The organism is Citrobacter sp. Igbk 16 (genome assembly GCF_028069755.1).
GTDB lineage: Bacteria > Pseudomonadota > Gammaproteobacteria > Enterobacterales > Enterobacteriaceae > Citrobacter.
In genome coordinates this window covers 110,679-125,545 of the sequence record NZ_JANEWJ010000010.1, presented here as the reverse complement: position 1 = coordinate 125,545, position 14,867 = coordinate 110,679, and the positions used below count along the sequence as shown (strand labels likewise).

Genomic DNA, 14,867 nt, shown 5'->3' with positions numbered 1-14,867 from the left:
CCTGCCCGTCACGCAGCGATACAATGCCCGCCCTTAATATGGGGGCACTCCCCCAACCGCTTCATTCAGTGAAGCGAGTCTGACCTGTCATCAGAACGAGAAAATTATGTTTAAACCGGAACTCCTTTCCCCGGCGGGAACGCTGAAAAATATGCGTTACGCTTTCGCCTATGGCGCAGATGCTGTGTATGCGGGTCAACCGCGTTACTCTCTGCGTGTGCGCAACAACGAATTCAATCACGAAAACCTGCAGCTCGGCATTAATGAGGCCCATGAACTGGGTAAAAAATTCTATGTGGTGGTTAACATTGCCCCGCATAACGCCAAGCTGAAAACCTTCATTCGTGACCTGAAACCCGTTGTGGAAATGGGGCCGGATGCACTGATCATGTCCGATCCAGGCCTGATCATGCTGGTACGTGAACACTTCCCTGATATGGATATTCATCTGTCAGTACAGGCTAACGCCGTAAACTGGGCAACGGTGAAGTTCTGGAAACAAATGGGCCTGACCCGCGTTATCCTGTCCCGCGAACTGTCGCTGGAAGAAATTGAAGAGATCCGCACCCAGGTTCCGGATATGGAGATTGAAATCTTCGTTCACGGTGCGCTGTGCATGGCCTACTCCGGCCGCTGCCTGCTCTCCGGCTACATCAACAAGCGCGACCCTAACCAGGGTACCTGTACCAATGCCTGCCGCTGGGAATACAACGTGCAGGAAGGCAAAGAAGATGTGGTGGGTAATATCGTGCACAAATACGAACCCATCCCGGTACAAAACGTGGAACCAACGCTTGGGATCGGCGCACCTACGGACAAAGTGTTTATGATTGAAGAAGCCCAGCGTCCGGGTGAATACATGACCGCGTTCGAAGACGAACACGGCACTTACATCATGAACTCAAAAGATTTACGCGCAATTGCCCACGTTGAGCGCCTGACCCAGATGGGCGTGCATTCGCTGAAAATCGAAGGCCGCACCAAGTCTTACTATTACTGCGCCCGTACCGCACAGGTTTATCGTAAAGCCATTGACGATGCTGCAGCCGGTAAACCGTTCGATCCGCAACTGCTGGAAACACTGGAAGGCCTGGCGCACCGTGGTTATACCGAAGGATTCCTGCGCCGCCATACGCATGACGACTATCAGAACTACGAATACGGTTTTTCTGTTTCCGAACGTCAGCAGTTTGTCGGTGAATTCACTGGCGAACGCAAAGGCGATCTGGCTGCTGTGCTGGTGAAAAACAAATTCACCGTCGGTGACAGTCTGGAGCTGATGACGCCGCAGGGTAACGTCAATTTCACCCTTGAGCAGATGGAAAACGCCAAAGGCGAAGCTATGCCAGTTGCGCCTGGTGATGGTTATACCGTATGGATGCCCGTACCGCAGGATATCGATCTGAATTATGCATTACTGATGCGTAATTTTGCCGGTGAGTCCACGCGCAATCCACATGCTAAGTAGTTAATTACGGTTATTTTTCAGCGTTCGGAAGATTCTTAGAAATCGATCACATACCGTTTCGTTCATTAAGGGTATTATCCCACCCGCTGAAAAACATAACCCATAAATGCTAGCTGTACCAGGAACCACCTCCTTAGCCTGCGTAATCTCCCTTACGCAGGCTTATTTTTTACCTGCCGTTTAAACTCTTTGAGCTCCCCCCATTCAAATCACGACTTTCAGGCAAAAAAAACCGGGCATTACGCCCGGCTTATTATGTGATTAGAAATCAATGTGCAGCTTCTGGCTTGTGCTTTTGCGCACTCTGGAAACCATAGGTCAGCTCATTTTTTTCTTTATCCAGCGCGACGGTAACCTGACCGCCATCCACCAGCGAACCAAACAACAATTCGTTGGCCAATGGTTTTTTCAGGTTGTCCTGAACCACTCGCGTCATCGGACGTGCGCCCATTGCGCGGTCGTAACCTTTTTCCGCCAGCCAGTTACGTGCTTCCTGACTCACTTCCAGAGAGACACCTTTCTGATCCAGCTGAACCTGCAGCTCGACAATAAATTTATCCACCACCTGATGAATCACCTCAGTAGAGAGATGATCGAACCAGATAATGTTGTCGAGGCGGTTACGGAATTCCGGCGTAAACACTTTTTTGATTTCGCCCATCGCATCAGTACTGTTGTCCTGATGAATAAGCCCAATCGATTTACGCTCAGTTTCACGTACCCCGGCGTTGGTCGTCATCACCAGCACTACGTTGCGGAAATCTGCTTTGCGCCCGTTATTGTCAGTCAGCGTACCGTTATCCATAACCTGCAGCAGCAGGTTAAAGACATCCGGGTGCGCTTTTTCAATTTCATCCAGCAGCAGTACAGCATGCGGATGTTTAATCACCGCATCGGTCAGTAAACCGCCCTGGTCGAAACCGACATACCCTGGAGGCGCACCAATCAAGCGGCTGACAGTATGACGTTCCATATATTCGGACATATCAAAACGCAGCAGTTCGATGCCCAGCGCTTTAGACAACTGCACCGTGACTTCGGTCTTACCAACGCCAGTCGGTCCGGCGAACAGGAACGAACCGACAGGTTTATGCTCATGACCCAGACCGGCACGGCTCATTTTGATCGCTTCGGTCAGTGCTTCAATGGCTTTATCCTGCCCAAATACCAGCATTTTCAGGCGGTTGCCCAGATTTTTCAGCGTATCACGATCGCTCTGCGAAACGCTCTTCTCTGGGATCCGTGCAATGCGGGCCACGACGGACTCGATATCTGCCACGTTGACGGTTTTCTTGCGCTTGCTGACCGGCATCAGACGCGCACGTGCGCCCGCTTCATCAATCACGTCAATCGCTTTATCCGGCAGATGACGATCGTTAATGTATTTCACCGCCAGTTCGACCGCTGCACGTACCGCTTTGGCGGTGTAGCGAACGTCATGGTGCGCTTCGTACTTCGGTTTCAGACCGTTGATGATCTGCACGGTCTCTTCCACTGACGGCTCAGTGATATCGATCTTCTGGAAGCGACGCGCTAACGCACGGTCTTTCTCAAAGATATTGCTGAATTCCTGATAGGTGGTTGAACCTATCACACGAATTTTCCCGCTGGAGAGCAGCGGCTTGATCAGGTTAGCGGCATCCACCTGGCCGCCCGATGCCGCACCCGCACCGATAATAGTGTGGATCTCATCGATAAACAGGATGCTGTTAGTATCCTGCTCCAGTTGCTTCAGCAGCGCCTTAAAGCGTTTCTCAAAATCACCGCGGTATTTGGTACCCGCCAGCAATGAACCGATATCCAGAGAGTACAGCGTACAATCAGCCATCACTTCCGGCACATCCCCCTGGACAATACGCCAGGCGAGACCTTCGGCAATCGCCGTTTTCCCCACGCCGGATTCCCCCACCAGCAGTGGGTTATTTTTACGGCGACGACACAGTACCTGAATGGCGCGCTCCAGCTCTTTTTCGCGGCCAATAAGCGGATCAATCCCGCCCACGCGAGCCAGCTGGTTAAGGTTAGTCGTGAAGTTCTCCATACGGTCCTCCCCGCCAGCTTGCTCTTCGTTATTTGGCTGATTCCCGGAGTCAGAAGACTGACTCGGTTCGTCTTTACGCGTGCCATGAGAAATGAAATTCACCACGTCCAGGCGACTGACTTCATGCTTACGCAGCAGATAGGCCGCCTGTGATTCCTGCTCGCTGAAGATAGCAACCAGCACATTAGCGCCAGTCACTTCATTGCGCCCGGAGGACTGAACATGAAAGACAGCACGTTGCAAAACACGCTGAAAACTCAGCGTCGGCTGCGTGTCGCGCTCTTCTTCGCTGGCAGGCAATACGGGTGTGGTTTGTTCAATGAAGGCTTCGAGTTCCTGACGGAGCGCCACCAGATCCACAGAACACGCTTCCAGCGCTTCGCGGGCCGATGGGTTACTGAGCAACGCCAGTAACAAGTGCTCGACGGTCATAAACTCATGTCGGTGCTCGCGCGCTCTGGCGAAAGCCATGTTTAAACTGAGTTCCAGTTCTTGATTGAGCATAGGCACCTCCCCCAATATTTATGGCTGCATTCAGGCTTTTTCCAGCGTACACAGCAACGGATGCTCGTTTTCCCTCGCATATTTGTTCACCATCGCCACTTTGGTTTCAGCAACCTCGGCGGTAAATACGCCGCAGATGGCTTTACCTTGATAGTGAACGGCAAGCATCAGTTGCGTTGCACGTTCTACATCATAAGAAAAGAATTTTTGTAACACGTCAATAACAAACTCCATCGGAGTGTAATCATCATTGACTAATATCACTTTATACATAGATGGCGGTTTTAGCGCGTCGCGCAATTTGTCTTCCGCCAGCTGTTCGAAATCCAGCCAGTCGTTCGTCTTACTCATTGTCAGTCGTCATCTTCAGTTACGGTTACCGGCAGAATAACTTGCCGCTGACAAGAGCCTATGCGCACAATCAATCTACCTCAAGTATTAGATAACTATCATCTATCAGTGTCATCCGCGACATCTGTCACATATCCGACAATAGCGTTAACTGCTTCAAATTTTGATGCATTTTTACCCTATTCCACCTGCCTGGCGCTTGACGCCTCGCCTGATTTCTCTAAATTGTAGTTTCGAGAGTTGGCGAGGTTTTGAACAGCCCCCACTCCGCCACCGGTTCATTCCATCTTACTTATATAAGATTTACGAAGGATGTCGAAGTATGGAAACGGGTACTGTTAAGTGGTTCAATAATGCCAAAGGGTTTGGTTTCATCTGCCCCGAAGGCGGTGGTGAAGATATCTTCGCCCATTACTCCACCATTCAGATGGATGGTTACAGAACGCTAAAAGCCGGACAGTCTGTCCAGTTTGATGTCCACCAGGGGCCAAAAGGCAATCATGCCAGTCTTATCGTGCCCGTCATTGAAGCAGAAGCTGTCGCATAGCTCTTCTGTCTCATTGTGTACATCCCGCAGACAAAATGCCAGCCCCTGAGGCTGGCATTTTTATTTCTTATGCAATACAACGCGTTATTCTCGCGCCAAAGCATCCACGGGATCCAGACGCGCTGCATTACGGGCCGGAAGCCAGCCAAACAAAATTCCGGTGGCGGTTGAACACAAGAAAGCCGTTAACAGCGCGACAGGAGAGAAACCAATTTCCCACCCGGGCAGGAACAGTTGTAGCGTAAAGGCAATTAACATCGACAAACTGATACCGAGCGCGCCTCCCACCAGGCACACCAGCACAGCCTCAATTAAGAACTGCTGTAGCACATCACTGGCCCGCGCCCCCACTGCCATCCTAATGCCGATTTCACGCGTACGCTCTGTCACCGAAACCAGCATAATGTTCATCACGCCGATCCCGCCTACCACCAGCGAAATCACCGCTACCAGCGTCAGAAAGAGCTGTAATGTACGTGTGGTTTTTTCGGCGGTTTTCAAGATGCCATCCATGTTCCAGGTGAAGAAATCTTTTTTGCCATGACGCAGCGATAACAGACGGGTAAGTTGCTGCTCGGCCTGGGCGCTATCAAACCCCTCTTTTACCCGCACGGTAATAGAGTTTAACCACGATTGCCCCATGATCCGTCCTGACATAGTGCTGTAGGGCAGCCAGACGCGCAGGATCTTACTGCTGCCAAACATCGATTGTTTTTCTTCCGCAACGCCAATGACGGTGGCTGGCATATTTCCCACCAGAATAACTTCACCCACCACTTTCGCTTTGCTGGGGAACAACTGACGTCGGGTATTGCTGTCGAGCACCACCACCTGTGCCCGCCCCGCCAGTTGCTCTGCATTAAAGGTGGCGCCTTCACTGAACGTCATGCCATAGACGTTGAAGTAATCACCGCTAACGCCATTCGCGCTGGCGGCGACATCAATATTGCCATAGCGCAGGCGTAGGTTCTTTGATACCGCAGGCGTAACGGAACTGACCCAGGGTTGCTTCTGAATCGCCACTAAATCGTCATACTTCAGCGCCTGCTGATATTGTGGATCGTCATCACCGAAATCCTTGCCTGGATAGATATCGATAGTATTCGTACCAATCGCTCGGATGTCTGCCAGCACCAGTTGTTTTGCCGCATCGCCCACCACCACAATCGATACCACCGACGCGATGCCGATGATAATACCCAGCATGGTGAGCAGTGTACGCATCTTGTTGGCGGCCATGGCCAGCCAGGCCATGGTCAATGCTTCACGAAAACCGCTGACAAACTGGCTCCAGCCAGAAGCCGTCGTCACCGTTGGTTCAGCAATATCACGTCCGGTAGCGGGCTTTTGTGATGGTGGATTACGCACAATCTCGCCATCACGAATTTCAATGACGCGTTCTGCCTGGGCGGCAACCTGGCTGTCGTGCGTGACGATAATGACCGTATGCCCGCGATCGCGTAGCTGATGCAGAATAGCCATCACCTCTTCGCCGGAGCGGCTGTCCAACGCGCCAGTGGGTTCATCGGCCAGAATAACCTGACCACCGTTCATCAACGCACGTGCAATACTGACACGTTGCTGCTGGCCTCCGGAAAGCTGGGAAGGCTGATAATCAACCCGGTCACCCAATCCCAGACGCTGAAGTAATTCCTGAGCACGAGCCAGACGCTGCTTGCGTTCAGTCCCGGCATACACCGCCGGGACTTCAACATTTTGTGCCGCCGTTAAATGTGACAGCAAATGATAACGCTGGAAGATAAAGCCAAAATGCTCACGCCGCAGTTGTGCTAACGCATCGCTATCCAGTGTAGAAACATCCCGCCCCGCAACCCGATAGGTTCCACTGGTTGGCTTGTCCAGACATCCCAGAATGTTCATCAGCGTCGATTTACCCGAGCCAGACGCCCCGACAATCGCCACCATTTCCCCGGCCTGAATGCGCAAGGAAACGTCCTTTAATACCTCGACCTGTCCCTCGCCTGACGGGTAACTGCGGCGGATATTGCTCAACTCAAGCAATGCCGTCATTGTGCCACTCCCGCTTTACCCTCACCGGTGATCACTTCATCCCCCTCTTCCAACCCTTTCACAATTTCTACGTCGGTATCATTACGGGCACCGATGACCACTTCGCGTTCGCGAGTTTCACCATTGCGCAGCAGCCTGACGTTATAGCGGTTGTTGCCAATAGGATCGCCCAACGCCGACAACGGGATCGTCAGCACATTTTTAACGTCGGTGAGCTGGATGTGCACTTGTGCGGTCATATCAAGGCGCAGGATCCCTTTCGGGTTAGGCACTTCGAAGCGCGCATAGTAGAAAATGGCGTCATTCACCTTCTCAGGCGTCGGAAGGACATCTTTGAGCACGCCTTCGTACCGTGTCTGCGGATCGCCCAGCACAGTGAACCAGGCTTTTTGGCCCGGCTGCAGGTGAATAACATCGGCCTCGGAGACCTGCGCTTTTACCAGCATGGTGCTCATATCTGCCAACGTCAAAATGTTGGGTGCCTGTTGGGCGGCAATCACGGTTTGTCCCTGGAGGGTGGTGATTTGCGTCACTTCACCCGCCATTGGCGCGACGATTCGCGTGTAATCGAGGTTCGTTTTTGCCGTATCAAGGGAAGCCTGATTACGCTTAATTTGCGCATCAATAGTGCCAATCTGTGCCTGCTTGACCGCCATTTCGGTCGCTGCTGTGTCGAGATCCTGCTGCGAAACCGCCTGCGTTTTCGCCAGTTGTTGCTGCCGAGAAAGCGTTACGCGCGCCAGTTTCCACTCAGCTTCAGCCTGCAAACGCTGAGCCCGCAGCTCCATGAGTGTCGCTTCAACTTCTTTGATTTGGTTTTGTGCCTGCTCAGGATCGATAACACCGAGCAACTGATCTTTTTTAACTTTATCGCCAATGGCTACTGACAGCGTTTTTAACTGCCCACTCACCTGTGCACCAACATCAACTTTGCGTAACGCATCCAGTTTCCCGGTGGCCAGCACACTTTGCTGGAGATCGCCTGGACGTACAATTAGCGTTTGATACTGAGGTAGTGGCGCATTAAGCGTTCGCCAAAGTGAAATCATCGCCACAATAATGATGATGGCGAGGAGAAAATAACGTTTTTTAATTTTTCCCTTGAGCTTCATAAAATGTACCAGTGTCCCCCAATACGCCCACCAGAGTGGAGTGATAAACATCAACGATAAATTAACAGGCGTTGAAAAGTGCAAAGAATAACAGAGTTATTGATGAACCGTTAAGGTCCGCTGTGCTGAAATTAGTATCAGAGTATCTATTGGATTGTTATTATGAGCCAGCTAACAGAAAGCACTTTTCATTCTTCCAGACCCGCCACAAGTTTTAGTCTTTTTTGTCGTCTGACAACCGGACAATGGCGGCCAGGTAAATTTTGGCATCAACGAAGCTTTCGCCGTAAGTTTGTATGGCGCTCATTGCTGATGCCACGATTAACACGTGAATGGATGGCTGAGCTGGCGCAATGGCCGGATCTCGAGAAAATTCTCGCGATCCAACCCCGTATACCGGTTCGCCTGCATCGCGCATATCTCGCAGTCAACCTTGACCGTAAAGCAAAACTCGATGCTGTGCGTTTTCATTACAATGTTATCCGCAACGCTTTTTCATCGAAAGAGTTTAATGATTATTTAAGTGCAGATGGGTTGCAACTGGCACAAATTGAAGGCAAAGATAACGCAATATACACCATTATAATGTCCTCATTTATCGCCCTGGATAAAGAAGGTGAAAGTACCATTCTTGTCCGTAATAGTGAGGGCGAGACATTAGCAGAAATGACCTTCACCCTGTGCAACTATGAAGGGCGCAGCGCGCTTTTTATTGGCGGCTTGCAGGGGGGTAACCGATTAATGCCGCACGAAGAAATTCAAAAAGCGACAAAATCATGCCATGGTTTGTTCCCTAAACGTATTGTAATGGAAGCTATTTGTCGTTTTGCAGAACAATTGAATATTGAACAAGTACTGGCCGTCAGCAATGACCAGCATATTTTTCGCAGCCAGCGCTACCATGATAAAAACAAGGTTATTCATTCTGACTACAATTCATTTTGGGAGTCAGTTGGCGGCGAATGTGACAGCAATGGCTACTATCATATTCCGCGTACGCTAGCGCGTAAAAGCGAAGCAGATATTGCCAGTAAGAAGCGCGCGGAATATCGCCGCCGCTATCAGTTACTCGACAGTATCCACTCGCAGTTATCAGTCATGTTCCGCCGCTAATCCGCTCGCCCGCGTGCTAACCACAGCACGCGGGAAAACATTTTCCGCAGCAACGTTGGCACCGCTTCAACACCGCGTCGCCCCGCTTCCATTGCCACTTCAATCGCCAAATCCGGTTTTGACGAGCGATGGATCGCCTTCGCTATAATTTTCCGCATATTCATCGGCACATTTTCCGGTATTTGCGCCACCCGATGAAAGACGTCCGAGAACCCCTGGCGATACATAAAGTGTTCCATGTCCAACGCAGGTAACATGGTCAAATGCTCGCGCTCTTCCTCTTTGTCATCGTTCAACAGACTGCGTACCGTGGCCGCATACTTTTTCCCCGCCTCATCGCCATCGACCAGCACATGCCACTCAATTCCCATCCGGCGGGCAAACTTCACCAGGGGTTTAAGCCCAGACTGGGCAAATTCAATGACTTTAATCCCTTCGGCATCAAAGTGATGCCCACACTGACGAGCCAGCTCGTTGATGACCCATGTTTCTGTTTCTCCCTCCACCAACAGCCAGCAACGGGCAAACAGTGAAGACGCCCGATTAAAACGGATATGGAAGGCAATGCGCCGCCCGTCTTCCGCATTGAGTCCTCCCGGTCCCAGTCGCCAGGCGGCGACGCGGGAAGATTCTCGTACCAGTCGGACAACATGTTCTACGGGCGTGAGCGACAACAATTCACCAGAGTTGGTCGTCGTCACGCGCTGGAGGGGAAGCAGGTTCAACAATTGCCAGGCAACGGACAACATAATGGGGTGTAACCGCGTTTCAGGATCTTCTACCAGTAGCAACGGACGAGCGTCTTTATCCAGTCTTAGTGACCCTTTGGCCTGTAATAGCGTGGAAAACAGCCCCAGCAGAATCACACGGTGCGTGCGCCCCCCAGGTTTATCAATCATACGGTTGATAATATCCAGATAACGCCAGCTGCGTTGCTCGTTGTTGGAGCGTCGGCGCATCAGACGATAGCGCGACTGACCCGAACCTTGTTCCGAAAAGTAGTGCTCCAGCAGTTGAACCATCGCTGACAGCCCCTGGCGAATCTGCCCATCCGTCAGATTCTGCGGTCGGGTGGCCAACTCACGCGCCATAAAATCCAGTTGACGCGCAGTCACCTCAACATCCGCGGAATCCGGCACCGTTCCATTACGGATCCGCCGCATAAAACGCGCATCACGTAAACGCAGTACTGGCATCAAACGCACCAGATGACGCGCCTGTTCGTTAATATTGTCGATGGGTAACGGGTGGCCTTCGCCATCAAGAAAACTGCGTAATGTCAGGACGCTGCCGTCATCAGCACACTCGCCTTCCAGACGATAGAAAATACGGTGATAGTTATCGGAGCACGGCGACCAGCACGCTTCTAACGGGCGATATCGGCGCACACGATGGCGACCCGGTTGAGATTCACGAAACGTCAGGACAATATGCAGATGATGTTCCCGGCCCTGGATGTCACCCGGCGGGAACCAGAAATCTTCGCGGTCAAAGTGGTACAAATCCGACTCTGGCGACAACAGCAAGGTTAACGCATCCAGCAGGCTGGACTTACCCCACGCGTTCTCCCCAATCAGCACGTTGTTTTGCTCCAGCATCAACGACAGCCGATTAATACCACGAAACCCAACAATCTCAACGCGTTCGAGAATCATATAGCCTCCGGAAATGCTCACTTTTTCCTTCAAGTTATCAGGAGTATAACGGTAAGCGAGCGCTCAGAACACCCGATCTCATCCGCAGATAAATCGAAAGAGTTAAGAATATTCTCTTTAAAAATTACTTTTGAATATAATTTCAGACGCAATCATCAGATTTCTGATAACTGAACTATGCTTTATTCACCTGAACTCCAAAAAGGATTCGCATCACATTGCCTTAAATCAAATTTTTTTATTAATTTAAGTGGCGAAGGGATGAGATTTTTTTCTAAAATAAGCGCGCTTTAATCATCGTCCCTTTTAGCGATGAAATACCGGGATAGAAAAACTAACCCGGAACTTTTAATTGAGGTGGTTATGTTCAGGAAATTAGCAGCCGAGTTCTTCGGCACGTTTTGGCTTGTTTTTGGCGGGTGTGGTAGTGCCGTTCTGGCCGCGGCTTTCCCAGAGTTAGGTATTGGGTTTGCCGGTGTCGCCCTGGCGTTTGGTCTGACAGTATTAACCATGGCATTCGCTGTGGGTCATATTTCAGGTGGCCATTTTAACCCTGCAGTGACATTCGGTTTATGGGCTGGTGGTCGCTTCCCGGCGAAAGACGTTATTGGTTATGTTATTGCTCAGGTTGTGGGCGGTATTGTAGCAGCAGCGGTACTTTATCTTATTGCCAGCGGCAAAGCCGGTTTTGATGCAGCAGCCAGTGGCTTCGCCTCAAACGGTTACGGCGAGCATTCACCTGGCGGATATTCCATGCTTTCTGCCATCGTAATTGAAATCGTTCTGACCGCAGGTTTCTTATTAGTGATCCACGGTGCGACCGATAAACATGCTCCGGCAGGTTTTGCGCCAATTGCCATCGGTCTTGCATTAACGTTGATTCACCTGATCAGTATCCCGGTCACCAATACGTCCGTAAACCCGGCTCGTAGTACTGCGGTTGCTATCTTCCAGGGTGGTTGGGCATTGCAACAGCTTTGGTTGTTCTGGGTTATGCCGATTATCGGCGGGATCGTCGGCGGTCTTATTTACCGTACCCTGCTGGAAAAACGCGATTAATCGCTAACAACAAGGCCTGATGAACTGTCAGGCCTTTTTTTCCTCGCTATATTTCCTTTTATTTGCAACTTTACTCCCCTCTTTGCTTTCAGTAGTGTGTATATCCGTCATACTTCAAGTTGCAGATGTGTTGACTGCGCTCGCTCCCCCCAGTCACGTACTTATGTACGCTCCCGGGGATTCACTCCCTTGCCGCCTTCCTGCAACTTGAATTATTTAGGTTATAGTTGTGCATTTCGTCTTACTTCTCAGCAAGGATCGGGGTTTCATGTTTTCAGGGCTATTAATCATTCTGGTACCCCTTATTGTGGGTTACCTCATTCCGCTTCGACACAGAGCCGCATTAAAACTTATCAATCGGCTGTTGAGTTGGATCGTCTACCTTATTCTCTTTTTTATGGGGATCAGTCTGGCGTTTCTGGATAATCTCGCCAGTAATCTGTTATCCATTCTTTATTATTCTGCCGTCAGTGTGACGGTCATTCTGCTGTGTAATATCGCAGCGCTGCTGTGGCTGGAGCGCTCACTCCCCTGGCGACACAGCCACCAGCAAGAGAAGCTCCCCTCCCGAATCGCGATGGCGCTTGAGTCGCTACAGCTTTGCGGCGTCGTGGTGCTGGGTTTTCTGTTGGGTCTTACCGGATTGTCGATACTGCAGCACGCAACCGAAGCCAGCGAATATACGCTGATCTTTTTATTATTCCTGGTTGGGATCCAACTCCGAAACAGTGGTATGACATTAAAGCAGATCGTACTGAACCGTCGGGGCATGATTGTTGCCGTCGTCGTCGTGGCCAGTTCTCTGCTGGGCGGCGTCATTAATGCGCTGATCCTCGGCCTGCCGTTGAAAACAGCACTGGCGATGGCATCGGGTTTTGGCTGGTATTCCCTGTCAGGCATTTTGTTGACTGAATCATTCGGTCCAGTAATTGGTAGCGCCGCCTTCTTTAACGACCTGGCACGTGAGTTGATTGCCATTATGCTGATCCCTGGACTGGTGGTCCGCAGCCGTTCAACCGCATTGGGTCTTTGCGGGGCGACATCTATGGATTTCACGCTGCCCGTCTTGCAACGCAGTGGCGGTCTGGAGATGGTGCCCGCAGCCATTGTGCACGGCTTTATTCTTAGCCTGTTAGTACCACTGTTAATGGCCTTTTTCTCCGCCTGATACACAGACAAATACCTCTCTGGCGGTAGTCAGCTACCGCCAAAATTGCGCTAAATCAATCTCCCTGCAAGTTGTAGCAGAAATCCCTTTAATCCCTTCGCGCGCAGGCATAACCTTAAACATGTATATCAAATATAACTTTAAAAGGTGTGACCATGTTTTGTGTGCAATGTGAACAAACCATCCGTACTCCGGCAGGAAACGGCTGCTCTTACGCGCAGGGTATGTGCGGTAAAACGGCTGAAACCTCCGATCTGCAGGATCTGCTGATTGCTTCCCTACAAGGTCTGTCTGCATGGGCTGTTAAAGCGCGTGAATACGGCATCATCGACCATGAAGTTGATAACTTCGCGCCGCGTGCATTCTTCTCCACGCTGACCAACGTTAACTTCGACTCCCCGCGTATTGTTGGCTATGCTCGTGAAGCTATCGCCATGCGCGATGCACTGAAAGCGCAATGCCTGAACATTGATGCTAACGCAACTGTTGAAAACCCGATGGCCGACCTGCAACTGGTCAGCGACGATCTGGGCGACCTGCAACGTCAGGCCGCTGAATTCACCCCGAATAAAGACAAAGCGACCATCGGCGAGAATATCCTCGGTCTGCGTCTGCTGTGTCTGTACGGTCTGAAAGGTGCGGCAGCTTACATGGAGCACGCACACGTTCTCGGTCAGTACGACAACGATATCTACGCGCAATACCACAAAATCATGGCGTGGCTGGGTACCTGGCCTTCCGATATGAACGCTCTGCTGGAGTGTTCAATGGAAATCGGCCAGATGAACTTTAAAGTGATGAGCATTCTGGATGCCGGTGAAACCACAAAATACGGTCACCCAACCCCAACCCAGGTCAACGTGAAAGCAACTGAAGGGAAGTGCATTCTGATCTCCGGTCACGACCTGAAAGATTTGTACAACCTGCTTGAGCAGACTGAAGGCACCGGCGTTAACGTTTATACCCACGGTGAAATGCTGCCAGCACATGGCTACCCGGAACTGCGTAAGTTCAAACACCTGATCGGTAACTACGGCAGCGGCTGGCAGAACCAGCAGGTTGAATTTGCTCGTTTCCCTGGCCCAATCGTCATGACCTCTAACTGCATCATCGACCCAACCGTTGGCGCATATGATGACCGCATCTGGACCCGTAGCATCGTTGGTTGGCCAGGTGTGAGCCACCTCGAAGGTGATGATTTCGGTCCGGTTATTGCTCAGGCGCAGCAGATGGCTGGCTTCCCGTACAGCGAGATTCCTCATCTGATAACCGTCGGTTTCGGTCGTCAGACGCTGCTGGGTGCAGCTGATACCCTGATTGACCTGGTGAGCCGCGAAAAACTGCGTCACATCTTCCTGGTTGGCGGTTGTGACGGCGCACGCGGTGAACGTAACTACTTCACCGATTTCGCCACCAGCGTACCAGACGACTGCCTGATCCTGACTCTGGCCTGTGGTAAATACCGTTTCAACAAACTGGAATTCGGCGATATCGAAGGTCTGCCGCGTCTGGTCGATGCCGGTCAGTGTAACGATGCCTACTCTGCCATTATCCTGGCCGTCACTCTGGCTGAGAAACTGGGTTGTGGCGTGAACGATCTGCCACTGTCTCTGGTGCTCTCCTGGTTCGAACAGAAAGCGATTGTCATCCTGCTGACCCTGCTGTCACTGGGTGTGAAAAACATCGTGACTGGCCCAACTGCACCTGGCTTCTTCACACCCGATCTGCTGGCTGTACTCAACGAGAAATTTGGTCTGCGTTCCGTGACCACCGTTGAAGAAGACATGAAGCAGCTGCTGAGCGCGTAAGGAGTAAAGA

At 51.2% G+C, this 14,867-nt stretch carries 11 protein-coding genes; 6 read left to right on the top strand and 5 right to left on the bottom strand.

Features of this window, described 5'->3' with window-relative positions; translation table 11 throughout:
- Nucleotides 1-106: 106 nt before the first annotated feature.
- On the top strand, nucleotides 107-1,468 hold the full coding sequence (yegQ, locus tag NNO03_RS09335; RefSeq protein ID WP_271441353.1) for a tRNA 5-hydroxyuridine modification protein YegQ: 1,362 nt from the start codon (nucleotides 107-109) through the stop codon (nucleotides 1,466-1,468).
- 268 nt (nucleotides 1,469-1,736) lie between these two features.
- Here yegQ and clpA read toward each other — a convergent pair whose 3' ends face one another.
- A complete protein-coding gene (clpA, locus tag NNO03_RS09330; protein WP_040231864.1) occupies nucleotides 1,737-4,013 on the bottom strand; it encodes an ATP-dependent Clp protease ATP-binding subunit ClpA in 2,277 nt (758 codons plus the stop codon).
- 30 nt (nucleotides 4,014-4,043) lie between these two features.
- Nucleotides 4,044-4,364 (bottom strand): ATP-dependent Clp protease adapter ClpS, encoded by a 321-nt coding sequence (gene clpS, locus NNO03_RS09325; RefSeq protein WP_271441351.1) that lies wholly within the window; start codon nucleotides 4,362-4,364, stop codon nucleotides 4,044-4,046.
- Nucleotides 4,365-4,686: 322 nt separating this feature from the next.
- Here clpS and cspD point away from each other — a divergent pair, with 322 nt between their 5' ends.
- Nucleotides 4,687-4,911, top strand: coding sequence for a cold shock-like protein CspD (cspD, locus tag NNO03_RS09320; RefSeq protein ID WP_005128369.1), 225 nt, complete (start codon nucleotides 4,687-4,689; stop codon nucleotides 4,909-4,911).
- Nucleotides 4,912-4,995: 84 nt separating this feature from the next.
- Here the strand turns inward: cspD and macB are convergent, their stop codons facing one another.
- Nucleotides 4,996-6,942 carry a macrolide ABC transporter ATP-binding protein/permease MacB gene (gene macB / locus NNO03_RS09315; RefSeq protein WP_271449357.1) on the bottom strand — a complete coding sequence of 649 codons (1,947 nt, stop codon included), beginning with the start codon at nucleotides 6,940-6,942 and terminating at the stop codon, nucleotides 4,996-4,998.
- The gene (gene macA, locus NNO03_RS09310; protein ID WP_040231863.1) at nucleotides 6,939-8,054 is read right to left on the bottom strand and encodes a macrolide transporter subunit MacA; all 1,116 of its coding nucleotides are present in this window, start codon (nucleotides 8,052-8,054) and stop codon (nucleotides 6,939-6,941) included. Before macA ends, macB begins: the two co-directional genes overlap by 4 nt.
- 162 nt (nucleotides 8,055-8,216) lie before the next feature.
- On the opposite strand from macA, the gene NNO03_RS09305 reads away from it, so the two are divergent.
- Complete coding sequence (locus tag NNO03_RS09305; protein WP_271449356.1) at nucleotides 8,217-9,167, top strand: VirK/YbjX family protein; 951 nt, start codon at nucleotides 8,217-8,219, stop codon at nucleotides 9,165-9,167.
- Here the strand turns inward: NNO03_RS09305 and NNO03_RS09300 are convergent.
- Nucleotides 9,164-10,822: an ATP-dependent endonuclease gene (locus NNO03_RS09300; RefSeq protein ID WP_271441347.1), complete on the bottom strand. Its 1,659-nt coding sequence runs from the start codon at nucleotides 10,820-10,822 to the stop codon at nucleotides 9,164-9,166. The genes NNO03_RS09305 and NNO03_RS09300 overlap by 4 nt on opposite strands.
- A gap of 363 nt (nucleotides 10,823-11,185) precedes the next feature.
- Between NNO03_RS09300 and aqpZ the strand changes: the two genes are divergently transcribed.
- From aqpZ to hcp, 3 genes are all read left to right on the top strand, one after another.
- Nucleotides 11,186-11,881, top strand: a complete 696-nt coding sequence (aqpZ, locus tag NNO03_RS09295) for an aquaporin Z (protein ID WP_048212061.1) — start codon at nucleotides 11,186-11,188, stop codon at nucleotides 11,879-11,881.
- A gap of 268 nt (nucleotides 11,882-12,149) precedes the next feature.
- Complete coding sequence (locus NNO03_RS09290) at nucleotides 12,150-13,049, top strand: lysine exporter LysO family protein (RefSeq protein ID WP_137382231.1); 900 nt, start codon at nucleotides 12,150-12,152, stop codon at nucleotides 13,047-13,049.
- Between the two features lie 155 nt (nucleotides 13,050-13,204).
- Nucleotides 13,205-14,857, top strand: coding sequence for a hydroxylamine reductase (gene hcp, locus NNO03_RS09285; RefSeq protein WP_137382230.1), 1,653 nt, complete (start codon nucleotides 13,205-13,207; stop codon nucleotides 14,855-14,857).
- Nucleotides 14,858-14,867: the final 10 nt, after the last annotated feature.